The organism is Arthrobacter sp. SLBN-53, from assembly GCF_006715585.1.
In the GTDB taxonomy this organism is placed as follows: domain Bacteria; phylum Actinomycetota; class Actinomycetes; order Mycobacteriales; family Mycobacteriaceae; genus Mycobacterium; species Mycobacterium neoaurum_A.
The window spans coordinates 2370283-2391992 of record NZ_VFNN01000001.1 but is presented as its reverse complement, the minus strand read 5'-3'; the positions used below and the strand labels follow the sequence as shown (position 1 = coordinate 2391992).

Below are 21710 nucleotides of genomic sequence, written 5' to 3'. Positions count from 1 at the left end.
CCGTACTAGTCAGCTGAAAGAAGACGGGAGTATCGGCTACCTTCAGTCATTGAAATGCGAAGGTTCGCTGCGGTTTCCGACCAATGAGTGTCGGCTTGCACGCGCAGACCGGCGAAAGAACGCAAATTCTGGCCGATTGGAGAAGGATCGTGGCCTACTTCACCCTCACCAGTATCGATTACGACCAGTCCGGTGGCGGCCTGGCCTACGCAATTCCTGAGTTCCAGAGCCAACTCCCGCTGAACGCCAATGTCACGCGACAGATGGCTGGGTCGGACCGCGATGACTACTTCTTCGGTATCACCGAGCGCGAGCTGAGGTTTCATCCGCGGCCCGGATTCGATTGGACGCGGGCGCAGCGTGAATACATCGGGGTGGACGAGGCCGGCCATTTCCTCGTCGTCCGCGGGCTTATCATCTGCAGCCTGTTCGCCGGAACACAGGTGCATTCGGGGATGCGCGGCTTTGCCGTCAGGGTGGCTGTAGTTGTGGACAACACCCTCTACGGCGATGAGCGATTGTCATTCGACAAGTGCGAGTACGTGGGCCAAGGCACCATCGACGACCTGCCGGAGCCACCGCAGAACGGCGGGGCCGACGCTGACTAGCCACGCAATGTTCCTCTGACAGCGGCGTCGCGCCTATATATCCACGACGGCGCTGTCAGCGGAACATTGCGAGCGGCAACCGCTCCTAGACCTGCGAGTCCGGGAACGCGATCACCGACAGGAAGCGGATCGGCAACTCCACCAGGTCCACCGGGCCGTGTGCACCCTCGCCGTCGATCTGCAGCGAGTCGCCGGGGTGCAGCGTGTACACCGAGCGGCTGTGGCTGTAGTCCATGACACCCTCGAGCATGTAGATGAACTCGGTGCCGGGATGCTGGAACAACGGGTAGGTCTGGCTCTTCTCGGTCAGCGTGACGTGCAGGCATTCCAGTCGTTTGTGTTCGCCGCGCAGCGAACTCAGCAGTTGGTACTCGTGGCCCTGCTTGGTGCCGTTGCGTACGATCGCCGCTCCGGTACCGGCTTTGACGAACGCGGCCGGTCGCTCCACATCGGCCCCGCGGAACAGGCTGGTCACCGGGACGTCCAGGCCGCGGGCCAACAGGGCCAGCGTGGACAGGCTGCACGAGGTCTGCGCGTTCTCGATCTTGGACATCATGGCCTTGGAGATCCCCACCCGCGCCGCCATCTCGGCGACGGTCAGACCGTGCTGCTGACGCAGTTGGCGCACGTTGCGACCGATCGCGGCCTCGAATTCCAACTCCTCGACCGGCTCCTGCGGGTCCCGCTCGCGGGCGGTCCCGGACTGGTTGCGAAGGAGCGGAACGTCGCTCACGGTGGGCCCCCTGTGCTCTAGCGCATCTCCCCGGCTCCGACGTACGGATACGGGCTCCTGAGCAGTGTGCCACCGGCGAACCGGGACAGTGCAAAGTCGGTCTCCGGAATGCGCGGGTCGCAGCTGACACCCTCGGTCACCAGGTCGGCCACCAGCCGCCCCACCGCGGGTGCAATCTTGAACCCGTGCCCGCTGAACCCGGCAGCAATGATCAGGCCGTCCAGCCCGCCGGCGGAGATCACCGGGTTCCAGTCCGGGGTGACGTCATAACAGCCGGCGTAGCTCCCCGAGATCGACGCGTCGACCAGGCCGGGGAAGCGATCACCGACCTTCTGCACGGTCATCTCGACGAAGCTGTCCGTGGCCCGGTTCAGGTAACCGTCGGGATCGGCATCCTCGCAGTGTGCGAGATCGCTGTTGCCGAACAGGATCTCCCCGCCGAGCTCGGGCCGCACATACTGCAGGGATACCAGATCCGAGAACACCGGTACCGGCCCCAGGTCCAGCCCGGGGGAGATCGTGACGATCTGCTCGCGCACCACGCGGATCGGCACCTCGACACCGACACCGGCCAGGAACGGTCGCGTCCACGCGCCGGTGGCGACCACGACGGTGCCCGCGGACACCTCCGTGCCGTCGGCCAACCGGATTCCGGTGACCCGGTCACCGTCGACCAGCAGCGCGGTGACGTTGGCGCCCTGCCTGATTCGCACGCCGGTGGCGCGGGCGGACACGGCGAAGGCTTGCGCGGTCTGGTAGGCATCACCGTATCCGCCGCGGGCCTCCCAACCGAACGCGGCGAACGGTTCGAGGTTCGCCGACGGCCACATCGCGGCTACCTCGTCGGCGTCGATCTCCTCGGTCTGCACACCGACCGCGCGCTGCGCGGCCAGGCTGCTGCGCAGCGCCTGGACATTGGGTTCACCGACCCCGACGACGTATCCGGTCTGCCGGAAGCCGATGTCGGTCGCGTGCTCACCGAGGAACTGTTCGGGCTTCTCGAAGACGTCGAGGCTGGAGGTCGCCATCGCCGCCAGTGAGCTGACCCCGTAATGACAGCGCACGATCCCGCTGGACTTGCCGGTCATGCCCGAACCGACGGTGTTGCGTTCGGCCACGAACACATCGGTGACCCCACGCTGGCTCAGCGCCCATGCCGTCGCGGCACCCTCCAACCCGCCGCCGACGATGACGACGTCTGCGGTGTCACTCACTGGCCCGGTATCCAGTTCGTTCCGGCCAACGGCACCCTGGCCATGGCGGCGGCCTCGATGGTGATGGCCACCAGGTCCTCGGGTTCCAGATGGGTGACGTGGGCCTTGCCGCATGCCCGGGCGATGGTCTGCGCCTCCATGGTGAGCACCCGCAGGTAGTTGGCCAGCCGCCGGCCGCCCTCGATCGGGTCGAACCGGGCGGCCAACTCGGGATCCTGGGTGGTGATCCCCGCGGGGTCGCGCCCGTCCTGGAAGTCGTCGTAGAAACCGGCCGCGCTACCCAGCTTGCGGTACTCCTCCTCGTAGCGGGGGTGGTTGTCGCCCAACGCGATCAGCGCCGCGGTGCCGATGGCGACGGCGTCGGCACCGAGTGCCAGCGCCTTGGCGACGTCCGCGCCGGTGCGGATGCCGCCCGAGACGATCAATTGCACACCGTGCCGATGCACGTCGAGTTCCTGCAGAGCCTGCACGGCCTGGGGGACAGCGGCCAACGTCGGGATGCCGACGTGCTCGATGAACACGTCCTGGGTTGCGGCGGTACCGCCCTGCATGCCGTCGACCACGACCACATCGGCGCCGGCGTGGACGGCCAGCTTCACGTCGTAGTAGGTGCGGGTGGCACCGACCTTGACGTAGATGGGCTTCTCCCAGTCGGTGATCTCCCGCAGCTCGTTGATCTTGATGGTCAGATCATCAGGGCCGGTCCAGTCGGGATGTCGGCACGCACTGCGCTGGTCGATCCCTTCGGGGAGGGTCCGCATACCCGCGACCCGCTCGGAGATCTTCTGTCCCAGCAGCATTCCGCCGCCGCCGGGCTTGGCGCCCTGACCAAGCACGATCTCGATGGCATCGGCCTTGCGTAGATCGTCGGGATTCATCCCGTACCGCGACGGCAGGTACTGGTAGACCAGGTTCTTGCTCTGACCGCGTTCCTCGGGTGTCATCCCGCCGTCACCGGTGGTCGTCGAGGTGCCGGCCTCGCTGGCCCCGCGGCCGAGCGCCTCCTTGGCCCGTCCGGACAGTGCGCCGAAGCTCATTCCGGCGATGGTGACCGGGATGTCAAGGTGCAGAGGGTGTTTGGCGTGGCGGGAACCGAGCACCACATCGGTGCCGCAGCGTTCGCGGTACCCCTCCAGTGGGTACCGCGACATCGACGCACCCAGGAACAGCAGATCGTCGAAATGCGGTAGCGGGCGTTTGGCACCCCAGCCGCGGATGTCGTAGATGCCGGTCTCGGCGGCACGCTGGATATCGGCGATGGTGTTGCGATCGAAAGTGGCGGATTCACGCATCAGTAGGCACTCGCATTGTCGACGTGGAAGTGATAGAGATTTCGGGCCGAGCCGTACCGGCTGTATTCGGACGGGTCATCGGAAAATCCGGCTGCGGAGAGCAATTCGGCCAGCTCGGTGTGGTGCTCGGGACGCATGTCCTTCTTGATGCAGTCCGCACCGAGCGAAGCGACCGCGCCTCGGACGTAGATGTGCGCCTCGTAGATCGAGTCGCCCAGTGCCTCACCGGCATCGCCGCGCACCACAAGCCTGCCGGCCTGGGCCATGAAAGCGCTCATGTGACCGATGCTGCCGCCCACCACGATATCGACGCCCTTCATCGAGATGCCGCAGCGGGCGGCGGCATCACCCTCGATGACGAGCAGACCACCGTGTGCGGTGGCCCCGGCCGACTGTGAGGCGTTGCCGGTCACCCGGACGCGGCCGCTCATCATGTTCTCGGCCACACCGGTGCCCGCGTTGCCGTTGATGACGATCTCGGCGTGCTGGTTCATCCCGGCCGCGTAGTAACCGACGTGTCCGTTGACGGTCACCCGTGCCCGGGCATCCAGCCCCACGGCGACATTGTGTGCGCCGTCGGGATTGTCGATGACGTAGGCACTGCCTGCTGCTGCGTCGTGCAGCGCCTTGTTGACCTCGCGCAACGGTGTGGTGCGCAGGTCGTAATGCACTGACTGGGTTGTCATCTCGTCCATGCGTAGACCACCTCCGGCTCCGGTTCCCAGATCTTGGCGCCTTCGACTCCGGGCAGCCCGGACAGCGCGCGGTACTCGCTGGCCATGGCCACCCAGTCGGGCGTCTCGGCGATCACCGCCGGCTTACAGGCGATGGCGTCGCGCACCACGGCGAATGAATCGTGGTTGGACACCAGCAACGTGTAGAAGCCGTCGAAGGTGGCGCACAGTTCCTTCAGCGCGGTTTCGACATCCCGGCCGGCGGCCAGCTGTTGTGCGACGAACCGGGCGCCCACCTCGGTGTCGTTCTCGCTGTCGAATGCCACGCCGGCGCGGCGCAGCTCCCGGCGGATCGTGGCGTGATTGGCGAAGGATCCGTTGTGCACCAGGCATTGTTGGGGTCCGACGGTGTATGGGTGGCAACCCGAGGGGGTCACCGCCGATTCCGTGGCCATCCGGGTATGCCCGACTCCCTGCCACCCGTGCGCCGCGGACAACCCCCACGCCTTGGTGAGTTCGCGCGGATGGCCGACGCCCTTGAGGACCGCCAGATCCGCTCCGAAGCCGGCGATCAGCGCCGTCGGGTATGCCGTGCGCACCCGTTCCAGCAGGTCCTCCGACGGCGTGTCCGCCGCCAGCAGGTAGGTCGAATCGACCTGGACGACCTCGACATCGGGACCGAGGTCGGGCACCTGGTCCAGGTCGGTCACCGACACGCATCCGCGCCCCGGCGGTGACCACGCCGGATTGCCGTAGACCGCCACTCCGGCGGAATCGGCGCCCCGATCGGCCATTTCGCCCAGCATCTCCGCGAGCAGTTCCCCCAACCGTGGGTAGAGCTCCGGAGTGCGCAGGTGTAACCCGACTATCCCGCACATACGTTGTCTTCCTTGTCTTCTCAGAATGCCGTCAGATATGAGTCGATCTCCCACGGCGTGACGGTGCCGTGGTAGGTGAAGAACTCCTCGCGCTTGATGTTCGCGAAGTAGCCGGACACGCCCTCGCCTGCGGCGTCGAGCACCCCGGCGACCACCGGGTCGGCGTCGAGTTCGTCGATGGCGTGCAGCAGCGTGGGCGGCAGGTTTGCCGGCCCCTGTGCGCCCACGGTGCCCGGATCGAGGCTGCGCTTGATGCCGTCGAGTCCGGCGCCCAGCGCGGCGGCGATCGCCAGATAGGGGTTGGCCGAACCGTCTCCGCCGCGCAGCTCGATGCGCTGGTTGTCCGGGACCCGGATGTAGTGGGTGCGGTCGTTACCGCCGTAGCTGGGTTTGCGCGGTGCCCAGGAGGCGCCCGAGGTGGTGCTGGTGGCCCCGGTCCGCTTGTAGGAGTTGACCGTCGGTGCGATGACCGACTGCAAGGCGCAGGCGTGATCCAGGATGCCCGCGATGAACCCGTAGGCGGTCGCCGACAGTCCCAAGCCCTTATCGTCGGTGTCACACGGGAACACCGGCGTGCCCCCACTGGTGAGCGACAGGTGGAAGTGCAAGCCAGATCCGGTGCGATCGCCGAACGGTTTGGGCATGAAGGTGGCGATCATGTCGCGTTCGGCGGCGATCATGGACAGCAGGTACCGCAGCGTGACGACGCGGTCAGCGGTCACCATCGCCTCGGCGAAGGCGAAGTTCTGCTCGAACTGCCCGTTACCGTCCTCGTGATCGTTGGCGTAGTTGGACCACCCCAGGCTGTTCATCGCCGTCGAGATGTCGGTGAGGTGCTCATACATCCGGGTGACACCGCGCGCGTCGTAACAGGGTTGTGCCGCTGTGTCGTCGGCGTCGGCGGTGACAAGACCGCCATCGGGGGTGCGGCGCAGCAGGAAGTATTCGACCTCGGCGCCCACCCACGGTTCGAAGCCGGCGTCGGCGGCCTGGGCCACCAGGTTCTTCAGGATGACCCGTGGCGCGTACGGCCACGGCGCACCGTTGACATGGGGGTCGCAGTGCACCAGGGCCAGCCCGTCTTTGATGAAGGGGATCGGCGTGAACGACGACGGGTCTGGGATGGCGATCAGGTCGGGATCCTTGGGTTCCTGGCCCATGGCGCCGACGGCGTAGCCCGCGAATCCGACGCCCTCGGTCGCCAGCTGGTCAACGGCTTGGACGGGAACCAGTTTGGCGCAAGGCTTTCCGCGCAGATCGACGAACAGCGCGAGGATGAATCGGGTGCCGTGTTCTTCGGCGAGGGTGGCGAGATCGGTGGTCATGGTTACCAGAACTTTCGTCATCTTGTTATGACTCGTCTCTTTGTAAGAAACAGAGTATCACTGCGTGAAACACATGCAAGCCGAGGAAACCCCGACGACCCGAGGTCGCCGGGGAATCATCGTGAACCTCAGGCCAATTCGAACTCGTAGGCCGAATCGCGGTGGAAGGTGGCGTCGATACCCTTCTCCTCCTCGTCGGGGGAGATGCGGATGCCCATGGTCTTCTTGATGGCGAAGGCGATGACGAAGGCGATGCCGAACGAGTAGGCCATCACCGCGCCCGCCGCGACGGCCTGCTTCCAGAGCAGGTCGATACCGCCGCCGTAGAACAACCCGTTGACGCCGTTGGGCATCCCCTCGCTGGCGAACAGGCCGATCAGCAGTGTGCCGATGACGCCGCCTACCAGGTGCACGCCCACCACGTCCAGGGAATCGTCATAGCCGAACTTCTCCTTCAATCCGACCGCGTAGACGCAGATGGCTCCGGCGATACCGCCGACGAAGATGGCGCCGATGGGCGTGACCGCGCCACAGGCCGGGGTGATGGCGACCAGACCGGTGATGGCGCCCGATGCCGCGCCGACGCCGGTGACATGCCCGGTCTTGATCTTCTCGACCGCCAGCCAGGCCAGCACGGCCGCACAGGTCGCCACGAAGGTCGTGACCATGACGATGGCGGCCGAATTACCCGCCGCCAGTGCCGAACCGCCGTTGAAGGCGTACCAGCCGGCCCACAGCATCCCGGCGCCCAGCAGGGTCAGCGGGACGTTGTGCGGCTTGCGTAGCTGGCCGAACATGGCGGACTTGCCGAGCACGATCGCCAGCGCCAGGGCCGCGGCGCCCGCGTTGATGTGCACCGCGGTGCCACCGGCGAAGTCGACCGCACCGAGGGTGTTGGCGATCCAGCCGCCCACCGAGTTCTCGGTGACGACACCGTCGAACGCGAAGACCCAGTGCGCGACCGGGAAGTACACCAGCACCGCCCAGACCGCCGCGAAGATCATCCAGGCGCCGAACTTCATCCGGTCGGCCACCGCGCCGGAGATGAGCGCGACCGTGATGGCCGCGAAGAGCGCCTGAAACAGCGCGAACAAACTGATCGGCAGCCCCGACAGCGTGGTCATGGGCTCCAGCAGGTTCGTCATCCCTGCGAACTCGGTGATGTTGCCGACGAAGCCCCCGATGGACGTTCCGAACACCATCGAGAATCCGAACAGCACCCAGAGCAAGCCGACGATCGCGACGGCGCCGAACGTCATCATCATCATGTTGGTCGAGCTCTTGACCGAGACCATGCCCCCGTAGAACAGCGCGAGGCCGGGGATCATCAGCGTCAGGCCGATGATGCAACACAGAATGAAGGCCGTGGTTCCTGTATCCATCTACATCTCCTGGAATGCGCGGCCCGAGCGGGCCGACCACTGGCAGTAACCTCCGTTTCTGTTACGTCAACGGCATCGCCGCGTTGCGCGCCGGTAAACGGTTTCGAGCCCCGGGGGTGTGGCCAGGGCGGTGGAGGTGAAAAAGGGATGCGCCGACCCCTTATCCTTGTCAGGACATCCCCGGCTGGTCGAGAGGTACACAGTGGCGCTCGTCGTGCAGAAATACGGCGGATCATCGGTTGCAGATGCCGACCGGATCCGGCGCGTCGCCGAGCGCATCGTCGAGACCAAGAAGGCCGGCAACGACGTCGTGGTGGTCTGTTCGGCGATGGGCGACACCACCGACGACCTGCTGGACCTGGCCCGCCAGGTATCCCCGGCCCCGCCCGCCCGCGAGATGGACATGCTGCTCACCGCCGGTGAGCGCATCTCCAATGCGCTCGTCGCGATGGCCATCGAGTCGATGGGCGCCCAGGCGCGGTCCTTCACCGGAAGCCAGGCCGGCATCGTCACCACCGGCACTCACGGCAACGCCAAGATCATCGACGTCACCCCGGGCCGGCTGCGCGATGCGCTGGACGACGGCGTCATCGTGCTGGTCGCCGGGTTCCAGGGCGTGAGCCAGGACAGCAAGGACGTCACCACCATGGGCCGCGGCGGATCGGATACCACCGCCGTCGCGCTTGCCGCCGCGCTGAATGCCGACGTCTGCGAGATCTACACCGACGTCGACGGCATCTTCACCGCCGACCCGCGTATCGTGCCCAACGCCCGCCACCTGGACCACGTCTCCTTCGAGGAGATGCTGGAGATGGCCGCCTGCGGGGCCAAGGTGCTGATGCTTCGCTGCGTGGAATACGCGCGCCGCTACAACGTTCCGATACACGTCCGCTCGTCGTACTCGGATAAGCCCGGAACCATCGTCAACGGATCGATCGAGGACATCCCCATGGAAGACGCCATCCTGACCGGAGTCGCCCACGACCGCAGCGAGGCCAAGGTCACCGTCGTCGGCCTGCCCGATGTGCCCGGATACGCCGCCAAGGTGTTCCGCGCGGTCGCCGACGCCGACGTCAACATCGACATGGTGTTGCAGAACATCAGCAAGATCGAGGACGGCAAGACCGACATCACCTTCACCTGCTCGCGGGAGAACGGCCCGTCGGCGGTGCAGAAGCTGACGTCACTGCAGAGCGAGATCGGCTTCACCCAGGTGCTCTACGACGATCACATCGGCAAGGTGTCCCTCGTCGGTGCGGGGATGCGCACCCACCCGGGCGTCACCGCCACGTTCTGCGAGACCCTGGCCGAGGCCGGCATCAACATCGAGCTGATCTCCACCTCCGAGATCCGGATCTCGGTGCTGGTCCGCGACACCGACCTGGACAAGGCCGTGGCCGTGCTGCACGAGGCGTTCGGCCTCGGTGGCGACGAGGAAGCCGTTGTCTACGCAGGATCGGGGATCTAGTAATCATGGTCAACATCGGTGTGGTCGGCGCCACCGGCCAGGTGGGCCAGGTGATGCGCAAGCTGCTGGAGGACCGCAACTTCCCGGCGAGCTCGGTGCGGTTCTTCGCCTCGCCGCGCTCGGAGGGTAAGAAGCTGACCTTCCGCGGCCAGGAGATCGAGGTCGAGAACGCCGAGACCGCCGACCCGTCCGGCCTGGACATCGCGCTGTTCTCCGCCGGTGCGACCATGTCGCGGGTGCAGGCGCCGCGGTTCGCCGCCGCCGGCGCCGTCGTGGTGGACAATTCCTCGGCCTGGCGCAAGGACGCGGACGTCCCGCTGGTGGTCAGCGAGGTCAACTTCGACCGGGACGTACGCGGCGTCCGGTTGAAGAAGGGGATCATCGCCAACCCCAACTGCACCACCATGGCCGCGATGCCGGTGCTCAAGCCCCTGCACGACGAGGCGGGTCTGACCCGGCTGATCGTGTCGAGCTATCAGGCGGTCTCGGGTACCGGATTGGCCGGTGTCGAGGAGTTGGCCACCCAGGCCCGCGCCGTGATCGACGGCGTCGAGGGCCTGGTGCACGACGGCCGTGCCGTGGACTTCCCCGCGCCGGTCAAATACGTTGCGCCCATTGCCTTCAACGTGGTTCCGCTGGCCGGGTCACTGGTCGACGACGGCTCCGGTGAGACCGACGAGGATCAGAAGCTGCGCAACGAGAGCCGCAAGATCCTCGGGATTCCGGAGCTGGCCGTCAGTGGCACCTGTGTCCGGGTGCCGGTGTTCACCGGACACTCGCTGTCGATCAACGCCGAGTTCGCCCAGCCGCTGTCGGTGGCGCGGGCTCAGGAATTGCTGGCCGGGGCCCCCGGTGTGTCGCTGGTCGACGTGCCGACGCCGCTGGCCGCGGCCGGTGCCGACGACTCGCTGGTCGGTCGGATCCGCCAGGACCACGGGGTGCCCGACGGACGCGGTCTGGCCTTGTTCGTCTCCGGCGACAACCTGCGTAAGGGTGCCGCGCTGAACACCATCCAGATCGCCGAACTGCTGGCCGCTCAGTTGTGATCCGCGGCACGGCGGCGGCCCTTGCGGCTGCCGTGGTGCTCGCCTCACCCGCGCACGCCGATGTGCTGCTGGCGCCCGGTCAGGTCGTCATGCTCGGCCCGGTGGCCGGAACCGGCACCGCCACAGCCGATTACGGTATCGGCGCCACCGACCTGTGTGAGTTCATGGAGTTCCCCAGCCGGTTGTTGCAGGTGTGTGGTGACAGTTTCGCCGGACAGGGTGTCGGCTACGGCGGCTGGTACTCGCCGGTGGCGTTGCATGTCGACCCCGATTCGATCACCGGCGTCCTGCGTGTCACCGGCGTGTCCGGCGTCGACACGCCGCTGCTGGCGGATCCGACCCCGCCCGGTGCCTCCCAGCTGCCCGCCGGCGTGGTGGCGATCAACCGGGAGAACTATCTGCTGGTGACCACCACTGAAGCGCTGCGGCCAGCATCGTCGCGGCTGGTGAAAGCCGATGCCGCACAAGGCGCCTGGGCCACCGTCGCGGGTTCGCACCGCCCCGCCGGGTACGCCGGTGGCGGTCAGTCACAGATCAGCGGCTACTACGATCCGGTGCCGACACCGGAATCCGACCGTGGCTGGGTGTACATCGTCGCCGACAACTTCGACAGGACCGCCCCGGTCACCTTGTATCGCGTTCCGCCGCAGCATTTCCCGGATCGCGCCGCATGGCAGGGTTGGTCGACCGAGCGCGGATGGGGCGGCGAACCCACCCCGCTGTGGGGCGACCGCGTGGGTGAGATGAGCATCCGGCAGATCGACGGGCGGACGGTGCTGTCCTATTTCAACGCCGGCACCGGCAACATGGAGGTCCGAGTCGCCAACGATCCGACCCAACTGGGATCCGCGCCGGTCACCACCGTCGTGTTCGCGGCACCGTGGCCGCAGCGGCCCGAGGATCTGCCCGCCCGGGACGACAACCGGTTGGCCCAGCCGTACGGTGGATACATCTCGCCGGCATCGACGCTCGACGAGCTCCGGGTATTCGTCAGCCAGTGGAACACCGCACCGCGCGGCGGAACTCCGTACCGGGTGCTCCAGTACGCGGTCAATCCGCTTCGACCTGCAGAACGTTTCGGCGCCGGGTAGGTATGGCAATACTGGGGCAGTGGCGTATGGGCGCCCGGGAGGAGACAGATGTCATCGCAGGCAGCCGAGCCGACAGATTCTGCGGCCGAGGGACAGGCCAACGAGCCAGCCGAGATCACCTTCGACGAGCACCTGCATCCGGCCCGCCCCCGAACCCTGCGGTCCCGGCCGCGGGTCCGCAGCCCGTTCGTGCGCCGGTCGCCGGCCCAGGACGGTTCGCCGACCGGTGACAACCCGGCCTACGTGTCATGGTTGCTCTCCCAGTCGATGCTCTCGGACGCCAACGAGATCAGTCAGCAGTTCTCTGGACAGGGTTCGATGTGGCAGAACCCGTTCGCCAGGCCCAACCCGCGCGGCGCTGTGGACACCGCCTCGGTGTGGTTCACCGCCTACCCGCTGTCGCTGATCACCCGGCCGGACGAATCCTTCCTTCATGCCATGGCCGACGAGGAGATGTGGAAGGCCTTCGCGGAGATCGGGATTCAGGCCGTGCACACCGGTCCGGTCAAGCGGGCCGGTGGCATTTCGGGCTGGCAGCAGACCCCGAGCGTGGACGGGCACTTCGACCGGATCAGCACGCAGATCGACCCGGCCTTCGGTACCGAGGACGAGTTCCGGCAGATGTGCGGCACGGCCAACTGGTACGGCGGCACCATCATCGACGACATCGTGCCCGGACATACCGGCAAGGGCGCCGACTTCCGGCTCGCCGAGATGAAGTACGCCGACTATCCCGGCATCTATCACATGGTGGAGATCGACGAACAGGACTGGGAGCACCTGCCCGCCGTGCCCGCGGGCGCTGACTCGGTGAACGTCGACTCCGTCACCGAGGACTGGCTGGACAAGGCCGGGTACATCATCGGCAAGCTGCAGCGCGTCATCTTCTACGCCGAGGGCATCAAGGAGACCAACTGGAGCGTCACCCGACCCATCGTCGGCGTCGACGGTATCGAGCGGCGCTGGGTGTATCTGCACTACTTCAAGGACGGGCAGCCCTCGATCAACTGGCTGGACCCCAGTTTCGCCGGCATGCGGCTGGTGATCGGTGATGCGTTGCACTCGCTCAGCGATCTCGGCTCGGGCGGGCTGCGATTGGACGCCAACGGTTTTCTGGGTGCGGAGAAATCGGCCGAGGACGATGTCGGCTGGTCGGAGGGGCACCCGCTGTCCCAGGCGGCCAACCAGTTCATCGGCAGCATGGTGCGCAAGCTCGGCGGGTTCACCTTCCAGGAGCTCAACCTCACCATCGACGACATCCGCGACAACGGCCGCGCCGGCTCGGATCTGTCCTACGACTTCATCAATCGGCCCGCATATCACCACGCGCTGGCGACGGCGGACACCGAATTCCTGCGCCTGACGCTGCGGACCACGCTGGAGACCGATGTCGACCCGGCGTCACTGGTGCACGCGTTGCAGAACCACGACGAGCTGACCTACGAGCTGGTGCACTGGTCGGCGGGTCACCGCGATGACCATTACACCTACAAGGGGCATGACGTCACCGGTGAGCAACTGGGACAGGCGATCCGCGATGATCTGACCCACACCCTCACCGGTCCCGATGCCCCGTACAACCTGGTGTTCACCACCAACGGCATCGCCTGCACGACCGCGACGGTGATCGCCGCGACGCTGGGCTACTCGGATCTCGCCGACATCGTCGATATCGACCGGATCAGGCGGGCCCATCTGCTGTTGGCCATGTTCAACGCCTTGCAGCCCGGTGTCTTCGCGCTGTCGGGGTGGGATCTGTGTGGCATGTTGACGCTGCCGGCCGACCAGGTCAGCGAGCTGCTGCGCGGCGGTGACACCCGCTGGATCCACCGCGCCGCGCACGATCTGATGGGTGTCAATCCGGACGCCACGCACTCCAGCGAGGGGATGCCGCGCGGCACCAGTCTGTACGGGTCGATTCCCGAACAGTTGGCCGACGAGACCAGCTTCCTGCGCCAGCTGCAGGCGATCCTGCGGGTGCGGACGCACTTCGGCATCGCTACCAGCCGGCAGATCGACATTCCCGAGGTGTCCCACCGCGGAATGCTGGTCATGGTCCACCAGCTCGACGACCCGCGCCAGCTGCAGCTGACGGTGCTCAACTTCGCCAATGAGGAGATCGCGGGCACCGTGCGGTCGGAGTTCCTGCCGCCGCAGTCGGTGGTGACGGACATGTTCAGCGGGAAGACGCTCGCGCACGTCGACGATCTGCACAGCTTCCCGGTCGAGATGCCGCCGCATCACGGTATGAGCCTGCTGGTGGAGGTGCCGCTCACAGCGGATTCATAAGCGGCAACAAGCCTGGGCATCGGCTGGCCTCGGCATCATGAATCCATGACCGAAAGTGAGCATGCCGAGAACCCGACCGCGCCGACCGCGGTGGCGGCATCACCGCCGCCCCCACCCGTGCAGCCCCCACCCGTGCAGTCTCCGCCGCCGGTGCATCCGGATCGGGCGCGTCCGAACAGGCTGATCCAGGTGGCTGCCTGGGTGGGCATCGTCGCGGGCACGGTATTCGTGGTCGCGGTCATCTTCTTCTCCGGTTTCATCCTCGGCAAGAGTTCCGACGGCGACCGGCACCACGGGCCGCCGCGCGACGATATCGAGATGTTCCACCGGGGCGGCCCGCCCCCGATGGGTCCTCCGCATGTGCTGTTCCCCGGCGGTCCGCGCTTCCAGGGCGGTCCGGACTTCGAGATCGGCCCGCCGCCAGGGGCGGGCCAGGGCCAGGGGCCGATGCCGGGGCCGACGACCGTGCCGCGCTGAAACCTTAAGAATCATCTGTAACTCTTGGCACTCGCGGCTCAGTCGTGAGAGTGTCGCTAACCATGACACGCCGAACTTCGCGCCTTGCCGCGCTGATCGGAGTTTTCGTGCTAGCGGTGACGCTGGTGGGCTGTGGCGGTCGCGAGCCCGATATCGCGGCCGCCACCGTCTTCGCCGTGGGTGACTGCGTCCAGATCGACGCGGGTCAGGCGCCCGCACCGGATCCCGCCCGCGCCACCGCGACGTCGTGCGCGGCAGATCCCAGCTACACCGTCGGCGCCACCACCGATGCCGCCGGTGAGTGCCCGACCGCCGAGTATCAGCACCTGCCCACCGGTTACGCCGACCCGTCGACCGCGCGGTTGTGCCTGGTGCCCAACCTGGTGGCCAATCAGTGCTATCTGATGGAGATGCCGATAGGGCTGGTCGAGAAGGCCGATTGCCGCGACCGTGGGCAAGGTGTGCTGGTGCAGGTCACCCAGCGGTTGGACGTCCGTGACCAGTCGGCATGCCCGGCGGCCGCGGGCACGTATGCCTGGCCCTACCCGCGGCCGGCCCGCACGTACTGCACGCAGACGCTGTTCTGATCCGCTGGCATGATCGGTGCCATGCGCCTGAGGTACTCCGTCGCGGCCATGGCATCGGTCATGTCGGCGGTCATGTCCGGAGCCATCCTGACGAGCGTCGCCGCGGCGCCCGCGGCCTGGGCCAGGCCGTCCGATCCAGGGGTGGTCGGCTATGCCGTGCTCCCGAAGGGTTCGGTGAGCAATATCGTCGGCGCCCCGCTGTCCTGGGAGGCCGAGTTCACCGCGCCGGGTCAGGCCTTCTACGTCGACAACCCGGTCTGCAACAACTGGGCTGATATCGGGTTGCCCGATGTGTACGCCGACCCGGACCTGGCGTCGTTCAAGAGTGCGCTGGCCCAGACCTCTGCGACGGACACCACCCATCTGGTCAAGCAGGCCGTCGGGGTCTTCGCGACCACCGATGCCGCGACACGGGCCTATCGGCGCGTCACGGATCGGACGGTCGGCTGCGCGGGCCAGACGACGGCCATGCATCTGGAGAATTTCGTGACGCAGGTCTGGACGTTCTCGGCGGGGACGACCACGCCGACCGATGCGGTTTGGGTCAAACAGGAGGCGGGTATTGACCGTCGGTGCTTCACCCAGACCCGGTTACGGGAGAACGTTCTGCTGCAGGCGAAGGTCTGCCAACCCGGAAACGGCGGACCGGCGGTGAACGTGCTGGCCGGAGCGATGCAGAACACCCTGGGTCAATAGCGTCGATCAAATCCCTGGGAATATGTCAGACCCCTCTGGAAGATTGAGTGAGACAGGGTCCTGATCGGGGAGGGGTGGTTCCGATGTCGGCCACCACTGCGTGGGACGTGGATTGTCCGTCCGGACAGACCGCGGCCGCGATCGCCGCATCGTGTCTGCACGACGGTCCGGTCGGCACGGTCGGCTTGGAGGTCGAGGCGCACTGCTTCGACCTGACGGATCCGATGCGCAGACCGGGATGGGAGGAACTGAGCGCCCTCATCGCCACGGCACCCGCGCTACCCGGGGGCAGCGTCATCACCGTCGAGCCGGGCGGGGCCGTCGAACTCTCCGGCCCGCCGCGTGCCGACGTGGTCACCGCGATCAGCGCCATGATGGCCGACCGCGGCGTGTTGAGAACCTACTTCGCCGAGCACGGACTGGGATTGGTGCTGTTGGGCACCGACCCGTTGCGTCCGACGCAGCGGGTGAATCCCGGTGCCCGCTACCGGGCGATGGAGCAGTTCTTCGCCGCGACGGGTACCGGCGCGGCCGGCGCGGCGATGATGACCTCGACGGCCTCGATGCAGCTCAATGTCGAGGCGGGCCCGCGTGAGGGATGGGCGAACCGGGTCCGGCTGGCGCATGCCCTGGGGCCCACCATGATCGCGCTGTCGGCGAATTCGCCGTTGCTGAACGGCGAGTTCACCGGCTGGCGAAGCACCCGGCAGCGCGTCTGGGGACAGCTCGACGCGGCACGTTGCGGGCCGGTCCTTGGCGACCGCGGTGACGATCCGGCGGCTGACTGGGCGAACTATGCGCTGCGGGCGCCCGTGATGCTCGTGCGCAACCCCGAGGCGGTTCCGATGACGGAGTTCGTCTCCTTCGCCGACTGGGCGGACGGGCGCGTCGCGGTGGGCGGGCGGTCGCCGACGGCCGAGGATCTCGCCTATCACCTGACCACACTGTTCCCGCCGGTGCGCCCGCGCCGCTGGCTGGAGATCCGTTATCTGGACAGCGTTCCCGACACGGTCTGGCCTGCGGTGGCCTTCACCCTGGCGACCCTGCTGGACAATCCCGAAGCGGCCGAGATCGCCAGGGCGGCAACCCAACCGGTGGCCTCGGCCTGGGACAGGGCCGCACGGTTCGGACTCGCCGACCCCCAGTTGCACGCCGCCGCCCGCCGTTGCGTGGGTGCGGCGGCCGACCATGCGCCCGCAGAACTGGCCGCGGCGATGAACCGGCTACTGACCAATGTGCACCAGGGCAGGAGCCCCGCCGACGACTTCACCGAACGGGTACACCACCGGGGTCTTGCGTCGGCGATCACCGAACGTGTGGAAGGCGATGAGTGAGCACACCTGACCTATTGGCCGCCGAGCTCACCAGGGCGCGAGATCGCACCCTGGCCCTTGTCGACTTCGATGACGCCGAACTGGTGCGCCAGTACGACCCGCTGATGAGTCCGTTGGTGTGGGACCTGGCCCATATCGGTCAGCAGGAGGAGTTCTGGTTGTTGCGTGGCGGGAACTCCGCCGCCCCCGGCATGCTCACGCCGGCCGTGGAGAAGCTCTACGACGCCTTCGAGCATTCCCGGGCCAGCCGGGTCGGTCTGCCGTTGCTGCCGCCCACCGACGCCAGGACCTACTGCCGCGATGTGCGCAACCGCGTCCTGGAGACCCTGGAACACAGCACCGAGCTGTTCCCGTTCGGCCTGGTCATCTCCCACGAGAACCAACACGACGAGACCATGTTGCAGGCACTGAATCTGCGCTCCGGGCCGCCGATCCTGCCCACCGGATCTCCGCTACCGGTCGGCAGGGCCGGCGTGGTGGGCACGTCGGTACCGATCCCCGGCGGACCGTTCACGTTGGGTGTCGACGCGGCCGAGGAACCGTACTCGTTGGACAACGAGCGCCCCGCGCACACCGTCGAGGTAGAGGCGTTCCGCATCGGCCGCGTTCCGGTGACCAATGCCGAATGGCGTGCGTTCATGGCTGACGGCGGATACCGGACGCGGCAGTGGTGGTCGGAGGCCGGTTGGGCGCACCGAAAACGGGCCGCCCTGGTGGCGCCGGGATTCTGGAACAGTGACGGCAGCCGCACCCGCTTCGGCCACCGCGAGGAGATCCCCGACGACGAGCCGGTGCAGCACATCACCTATTACGAGGCCGAGGCGTATGCCGCGTGGGCCGGTGCGCGGCTGCCGACCGAGATCGAATGGGAGAAGGCGTGCGCCTGGGATCCGACGGCCGGGATGCGGCGTCGATATCCCTGGGGCGCGGCCGAACCCGACGCCGAGCGGGCCAACCTGGGCGGCCGGTCATTGCGGCCGGCGCCGGCCGGGGCCTACCCCGCCGGCGCGTCCGCCTACGGGGTGGAGCAGATGCTCGGTGACGTCTGGGAATGGACCTCGTCGCCATTGCGGCCGTGGCCGGGATTCAGCCCGATGATCTATGACCGCTACAGCGTCCCCTTCTTCGAGAGCGACACGTCGACAGGGGACTACCGCGTGCTACGTGGCGGCGCGTGGGCAGTGGCCGGGGACATCCTGCGGCCCAGCTTTCGCAACTGGGACCACCCGGTCCGGCGGCAGATCTTCTCCGGCCTGCGGTTGGCCTGGGATGTGTAGACATCTGGGCTGGCTGGGGGCACCGATATCGGCGGCCTCGGTGGTACTCGATCCGCCCAGCGGGCTGCTGGTGCAGTCCTACGCGCCGCGGCGGCAGAAGCACGGGACCATCAACGCCGACGGGTGGGGTGTCGGGTTCTTCGACGGGGGCCCGCGGCGGTGGCGCAGTGACAAACCGTTGTGGGGCGACGCGTCGTTCGCTTCGGTGGCACCGACGCTGCGCAGCGGATGCATCGTGGCGGCGGTGCGTTCGGCCACGGTGGGCATGCCGATCGAACCATCGGCTTCGGCGCCGTTCACCGACGGCAGCTGGCTGCTGTCGCACAACGGTGTCGTCGACCGCACGGTGCTTCCGGCGACCCGGGATGCGGAATCGACCGTCGACAGCGCGCTGCTGGCGGCGCACATCTTCGAACGCGGAGTGGCGGTCCTCGGGCAGACCATCGCCGAGGTCGGCGCCCGCGATCCCGGCGCGCGGCTGAACATCCTTGCCGGCGACGGTTCCCGGTTGCTCGCCACGACATGGGGCGACACCCTGTTCGCATTGGAACGGGCCGACGGCACCGTGTTGGCCAGCGAACCCTATGACGACGACCCGCACTGGATCGACATCCCCGACCGCCACCTCGTCGAGGTGGCGGCAACGGGTCTGACGCTCACCCCTCTGGAAGGATCTCGATGACCACCCGCCTGGAAAACTCGCTGCGCCGCGATGTGTCCGAAGGTCTGCGTCGGAGCCCGAAGTCGCTGCCGCCCAAGTGGTTCTACGACAGTGTCGGAAGTGATCTGTTCGATCAGATCACCAGACTGCCGGAGTACTACCCGACCCGCACCGAGGCCAAGATCCTCGGTGCGCACGCCGCGGACATCGCCGAGGTGTCCGGTGCGGACACCCTCGTCGAACTGGGCAGTGGTACCTCGGAGAAGACGCGGTTGCTGCTGGACGCATTCCGCGCGTGCGGCACGCTGCACCGGTTCATCCCCTTCGATGTCGACCCGTCGGTGCTCGGCGCGGCCGCGGCCGCCCTGCACACCGAGTATCCCGATCTCGATATCGACACCGTGTGCGGCGATTTCGAGCAGGATCTGCCGACCATCCCGAAGATCGGTAGACGGATGGTGGTGTTCCTCGGCTCGACCATCGGCAATCTGACCGCGGGGCCGCGCGCCGATTTCCTTGCCGCGGTGGCCGATGCGATGCAGCCCGGTGACTCGTTGCTGCTGGGCACCGATCTGGTCAAGGATGTCGATCGGCTGGTGCGTGCCTATGACGATGCCGCCGGGGTGACCGCGGCGTTCAACCGCAATGTGCTCGCCGTGGTGAACCGGGAACTCGGCGCCGACTTCGACCCATCCGCGTTCGCGCACATCGCCAAGTGGAACGACACCGAAGAACGTATCGAGATGTGGTTGAGATCGACTCTGGCGCAACGGGTTCACGTCAGCGAGCTGGATCTGACGGTGGACTTCGAGGCCGGTGAGGAAATGCTGACCGAGGTCTCGTGCAAGTTCCGGCCGGCCGGTATCGCCGACGAGTTGGCGGCGGCCGGTCTGACCCGCACCCATTGGTGGACTGATCCAGCCGGCGATTTCGGCGTTTCACTGGCGGTCAAATGAGCCTGGCCGAGCAATGGCGCACCGCCCGGGTGCCGGTGGCCGGTGTGCACCTGGACAGCGCGGCGTGTTCGCGGCAGAGCAACGCCGTGATCGAGGTGGCCGCGGCACATGCCCGGCACGAGGCCGAGGTCGGCGGTTACGTCGCCGGCGAGGCCGCGGCTCCTGCCCTCGATGCCGGACGGGCCGCGGTCCGGGCACTGGCCGGTATGACCGAGGCCCAGGTCGTTTTCACCACCGGATCGAACCATGCACTCGACCTCCTGTTGAGCAGCTGGCAGGGTCCCCGGACGCTGGCCTGCCTGCACGGTGAGTACGGCCCGAACCTGACGATCATGGCGGCCAACGGATTCGACGCCCGGCTATTGCCGGTCGACGAGTCGGGCCGATTACGCATCGACGCTGCGGCCGCGGTGCTGCGAGCGGACCCGCCTGCGCTCGTTCATCTGACGGTGCTGGGCAGCCACCGCGGGATCGTCCAGCCGCTGGCCGAGCTCGCGCAGGTCTGCCGCGATCTCGGATTGCCGTTGGTGGTGGATGCCGCGCAGGGACTGGGACACCTCGACTGTGCGGTGGGTCCCGATGTCCTCTACACGTCGTCGCGTAAATGGCTGGCCGGGCCCCGAGGGGTCGGAGCGCTGGCGGTGCGGCCCGAACTGTATGCGCAGTTGGTGCCGCGGTGGGCCCCGATGGAACTGCACGAGGCCAATATCGGTTCCCGGCTGGGCTTTTCGCTGGCACTGGGAGAGCATCTGGCCGACGGCCCCGCGGCCACGCAGGCCAGGCTGGCCGAGATCGGTGCGCTGACCCGCGGTGTGCTGGCCGATATCGCGGGTTGGCAGGTCGTCGAGCCGGCCGCCGAGCCCAGTGCGATCACCACGCTGCGTCCGCTCGACGGGGCCGAACCGGCGGTGGTGCGGTCGCGGCTGATCGCCGAGCACGGGATCATCACCACCGCCTGTGAGGCGGGTCGGGCGCCCCACGAGATGGACGGGCCCGTGCTGCGGGTGTCCCCGCATGTCGACGGCTCGGCAGCGGATCTGGAGCGATTCGCGGCGGCGTTGGTGGCGGTCAGCTCGTAGCGCCGAGGATCGATCGGACGGTCGCCTCGTCACCGTCGATCTCGATCACCCCGAGGGCGCGGGCATCGTCGATGGTCAGAGCCCCGGCGGCCAGACCGAGGATGTACTCGGGGGCGCCGTGCAGCGTGCCGGCCAGTTCGCGACCGTCGGGAGTGCCCACTGTGAAACCCGCGCGGGAAGCGTTGAGCTGCAGGGCCATATCGTCACCGGCAAGACCGATCGACACGGCGGCACGGACCTTCACACGGGCGGACAGCAGGGCCGGGATCGCGACGGTCAGCCACTCGTGGCGGAACGCGTCGCCCTCGGGTCCGCGCACCATCAACGGGGTGGACCAGCGGATCAAGCCCTCGATGGGCTCGCGTAGCTCGGCGCCCCAGGCAGTGAGGGCGTATTCGACTGTGCTGCCGTCGCCGAGCCGGCGCTCGACGACGCCCGCCGATTCCAGTTCGCGCAGGCGGTCGGCGAGCAGGTTGGTGGCGATCCCAGGTAGCCCGGCGACCAGATCACGGTAGCGGGCCGGCGCGATCAGCAGCTGGCGGACGATGAGCAGATTCCATCGATCGCCCACGATCTCCAGTGAGCGGGCCAGCCCGCAGTATTGGCCGTAACGGCGCATCGCACATTCTCCAATCGCTTGAGA

Annotated in this window: 21 protein-coding genes; 13 read left to right on the top strand and 8 right to left on the bottom strand. The window is 67.3% G+C overall.

Annotated elements, in window-relative coordinates:
* Nucleotides 1-83: 83 nt before the first annotated feature.
* A complete protein-coding gene (locus FBY28_RS11420; RefSeq protein WP_141866805.1) occupies nucleotides 84-608 on the top strand; it encodes a hypothetical protein in 525 nt (174 codons plus the stop codon).
* 85 nt (nucleotides 609-693) lie between these two features.
* Here FBY28_RS11420 and relB read toward each other — a convergent pair whose 3' ends face one another.
* From relB to FBY28_RS11385, 7 genes are all read right to left on the bottom strand, one after another.
* Complete coding sequence (gene relB / locus FBY28_RS11415) at nucleotides 694-1341, bottom strand: type II toxin-antitoxin system RelB family anti-toxin (RefSeq protein ID WP_019510693.1); 648 nt, start codon at nucleotides 1339-1341, stop codon at nucleotides 694-696.
* Nucleotides 1342-1358: 17 nt separating this feature from the next.
* Nucleotides 1359-2555 carry an NAD(P)/FAD-dependent oxidoreductase gene (locus FBY28_RS11410; RefSeq protein ID WP_141866803.1) on the bottom strand — a complete coding sequence of 399 codons (1197 nt, stop codon included), beginning with the start codon at nucleotides 2553-2555 and terminating at the stop codon, nucleotides 1359-1361.
* Nucleotides 2552-3847 (bottom strand): FMN-binding glutamate synthase family protein, encoded by a 1296-nt coding sequence (locus FBY28_RS11405; protein WP_141866801.1) that lies wholly within the window; start codon nucleotides 3845-3847, stop codon nucleotides 2552-2554. The genes FBY28_RS11410 and FBY28_RS11405 overlap by 4 nt, the downstream gene beginning before the upstream one ends.
* Nucleotides 3847-4542: a protein glxC gene (locus FBY28_RS11400; RefSeq protein WP_141866799.1), complete on the bottom strand. Its 696-nt coding sequence runs from the start codon at nucleotides 4540-4542 to the stop codon at nucleotides 3847-3849. The genes FBY28_RS11405 and FBY28_RS11400 overlap by 1 nt, the downstream gene beginning before the upstream one ends.
* A complete protein-coding gene (locus FBY28_RS11395) occupies nucleotides 4530-5399 on the bottom strand; it encodes a class II glutamine amidotransferase domain-containing protein (RefSeq protein ID WP_141866797.1) in 870 nt (289 codons plus the stop codon). The genes FBY28_RS11400 and FBY28_RS11395 overlap by 13 nt, the downstream gene beginning before the upstream one ends.
* Before the next feature lie 20 nt (nucleotides 5400-5419).
* The gene (gene glnT, locus FBY28_RS11390) at nucleotides 5420-6724 is read right to left on the bottom strand and encodes a type III glutamate--ammonia ligase (protein WP_141866795.1); all 1305 of its coding nucleotides are present in this window, start codon (nucleotides 6722-6724) and stop codon (nucleotides 5420-5422) included.
* 128 nt (nucleotides 6725-6852) lie between these two features.
* On the bottom strand, nucleotides 6853-8106 hold the full coding sequence (locus FBY28_RS11385) for an ammonium transporter (protein ID WP_141866793.1): 1254 nt from the start codon (nucleotides 8104-8106) through the stop codon (nucleotides 6853-6855).
* Nucleotides 8107-8308: 202 nt separating this feature from the next.
* Between FBY28_RS11385 and FBY28_RS11380 the strand changes: the two genes are divergently transcribed.
* From FBY28_RS11380 to egtE, 12 genes are all read left to right on the top strand, one after another.
* Nucleotides 8309-9574: an aspartate kinase gene (locus FBY28_RS11380; RefSeq protein WP_141866792.1), complete on the top strand. Its 1266-nt coding sequence runs from the start codon at nucleotides 8309-8311 to the stop codon at nucleotides 9572-9574.
* Between the two features lie 5 nt (nucleotides 9575-9579).
* Complete coding sequence (locus FBY28_RS11375) at nucleotides 9580-10620, top strand: aspartate-semialdehyde dehydrogenase (protein WP_141866790.1); 1041 nt, start codon at nucleotides 9580-9582, stop codon at nucleotides 10618-10620.
* Nucleotides 10617-11711, top strand: a complete 1095-nt coding sequence (locus FBY28_RS11370) for a DUF4185 domain-containing protein (protein ID WP_141866788.1) — start codon at nucleotides 10617-10619, stop codon at nucleotides 11709-11711. The genes FBY28_RS11375 and FBY28_RS11370 overlap by 4 nt, the downstream gene beginning before the upstream one ends.
* Nucleotides 11712-11759: 48 nt before the next feature.
* Nucleotides 11760-14000: a maltose alpha-D-glucosyltransferase gene (gene treS, locus FBY28_RS11365; RefSeq protein WP_141866786.1), complete on the top strand. Its 2241-nt coding sequence runs from the start codon at nucleotides 11760-11762 to the stop codon at nucleotides 13998-14000.
* 45 nt (nucleotides 14001-14045) lie between these two features.
* Complete coding sequence (locus FBY28_RS11360; RefSeq protein ID WP_141866784.1) at nucleotides 14046-14477, top strand: hypothetical protein; 432 nt, start codon at nucleotides 14046-14048, stop codon at nucleotides 14475-14477.
* Between the two features lie 62 nt (nucleotides 14478-14539).
* A complete protein-coding gene (locus tag FBY28_RS11355; RefSeq protein WP_141866782.1) occupies nucleotides 14540-15064 on the top strand; it encodes a hypothetical protein in 525 nt (174 codons plus the stop codon).
* A 21-nt stretch (nucleotides 15065-15085) separates the two neighbouring features.
* The gene (locus FBY28_RS11350) at nucleotides 15086-15760 is read left to right on the top strand and encodes a sensor domain-containing protein (protein WP_174241610.1); all 675 of its coding nucleotides are present in this window, start codon (nucleotides 15086-15088) and stop codon (nucleotides 15758-15760) included.
* An 83-nt stretch (nucleotides 15761-15843) separates the two neighbouring features.
* Nucleotides 15844-17094: an ergothioneine biosynthesis glutamate--cysteine ligase EgtA gene (gene egtA / locus FBY28_RS11345; RefSeq protein ID WP_141866780.1), complete on the top strand. Its 1251-nt coding sequence runs from the start codon at nucleotides 15844-15846 to the stop codon at nucleotides 17092-17094.
* A complete protein-coding gene (gene egtB, locus FBY28_RS11340; RefSeq protein ID WP_141866778.1) occupies nucleotides 17091-18371 on the top strand; it encodes an ergothioneine biosynthesis protein EgtB in 1281 nt (426 codons plus the stop codon). The genes egtA and egtB overlap by 4 nt, the downstream gene beginning before the upstream one ends.
* Nucleotides 18364-19053 carry an ergothioneine biosynthesis protein EgtC gene (gene egtC, locus FBY28_RS11335; protein WP_141866776.1) on the top strand — a complete coding sequence of 230 codons (690 nt, stop codon included), beginning with the start codon at nucleotides 18364-18366 and terminating at the stop codon, nucleotides 19051-19053. Before egtB ends, egtC begins: the two co-directional genes overlap by 8 nt.
* Nucleotides 19050-19988: an L-histidine N(alpha)-methyltransferase gene (gene egtD, locus FBY28_RS11330; protein ID WP_141866774.1), complete on the top strand. Its 939-nt coding sequence runs from the start codon at nucleotides 19050-19052 to the stop codon at nucleotides 19986-19988. The genes egtC and egtD overlap by 4 nt, the downstream gene beginning before the upstream one ends.
* Nucleotides 19985-21067 (top strand): ergothioneine biosynthesis PLP-dependent enzyme EgtE, encoded by a 1083-nt coding sequence (gene egtE, locus FBY28_RS11325; protein WP_141866772.1) that lies wholly within the window; start codon nucleotides 19985-19987, stop codon nucleotides 21065-21067. The genes egtD and egtE overlap by 4 nt, the downstream gene beginning before the upstream one ends.
* Here the strand turns inward: egtE and FBY28_RS11320 are convergent.
* Entirely contained in the window at nucleotides 21057-21686 is a 630-nt protein-coding gene (locus FBY28_RS11320) for a winged helix-turn-helix transcriptional regulator (RefSeq protein WP_141866770.1), read from the bottom strand. The genes egtE and FBY28_RS11320 overlap by 11 nt on opposite strands.
* Between the last annotated feature and the right edge of the window lie 24 nt (nucleotides 21687-21710).

What these genes read in the sequence shown, in the direction of transcription:
- FBY28_RS11420 (WP_141866805.1), top strand. Translation starts at nt 84, where the DNA reads ATGAGTGTCGGCTTGCACGCGCAGACCGGCGAAAGAACGCAAATTCTG.
- FBY28_RS11405 (WP_141866801.1), bottom strand. Translation starts at nt 3,847, where the DNA reads ATGCGTGAATCCGCCACTTTCGATCGCAACACCATCGCCGATATCCAG.
- FBY28_RS11400 (WP_141866799.1), bottom strand. Translation starts at nt 4,542, where the DNA reads ATGGACGAGATGACAACCCAGTCAGTGCATTACGACCTGCGCACCACA.
- FBY28_RS11395 (WP_141866797.1), bottom strand. Translation starts at nt 5,399, where the DNA reads ATGTGCGGGATAGTCGGGTTACACCTGCGCACTCCGGAGCTCTACCCA.
- glnT (WP_141866795.1), bottom strand. Translation starts at nt 6,724, where the DNA reads ATGACCACCGATCTCGCCACCCTCGCCGAAGAACACGGCACCCGATTC.
- FBY28_RS11385 (WP_141866793.1), bottom strand. Translation starts at nt 8,106, where the DNA reads ATGGATACAGGAACCACGGCCTTCATTCTGTGTTGCATCATCGGCCTG.
- FBY28_RS11375 (WP_141866790.1), top strand. Translation starts at nt 9,580, where the DNA reads ATGGTCAACATCGGTGTGGTCGGCGCCACCGGCCAGGTGGGCCAGGTG.
- treS (WP_141866786.1), top strand. Translation starts at nt 11,760, where the DNA reads ATGTCATCGCAGGCAGCCGAGCCGACAGATTCTGCGGCCGAGGGACAG.
- FBY28_RS11360 (WP_141866784.1), top strand. Translation starts at nt 14,046, where the DNA reads ATGACCGAAAGTGAGCATGCCGAGAACCCGACCGCGCCGACCGCGGTG.
- FBY28_RS11355 (WP_141866782.1), top strand. Translation starts at nt 14,540, where the DNA reads ATGACACGCCGAACTTCGCGCCTTGCCGCGCTGATCGGAGTTTTCGTG.
- FBY28_RS11350 (WP_174241610.1), top strand. Translation starts at nt 15,086, where the DNA reads ATGCGCCTGAGGTACTCCGTCGCGGCCATGGCATCGGTCATGTCGGCG.
- egtA (WP_141866780.1), top strand. Translation starts at nt 15,844, where the DNA reads ATGTCGGCCACCACTGCGTGGGACGTGGATTGTCCGTCCGGACAGACC.
- egtC (WP_141866776.1), top strand. Translation starts at nt 18,364, where the DNA reads ATGTGTAGACATCTGGGCTGGCTGGGGGCACCGATATCGGCGGCCTCG.
- egtD (WP_141866774.1), top strand. Translation starts at nt 19,050, where the DNA reads ATGACCACCCGCCTGGAAAACTCGCTGCGCCGCGATGTGTCCGAAGGT.
- egtE (WP_141866772.1), top strand. Translation starts at nt 19,985, where the DNA reads ATGAGCCTGGCCGAGCAATGGCGCACCGCCCGGGTGCCGGTGGCCGGT.
- FBY28_RS11320 (WP_141866770.1), bottom strand. Translation starts at nt 21,686, where the DNA reads ATGCGCCGTTACGGCCAATACTGCGGGCTGGCCCGCTCACTGGAGATC.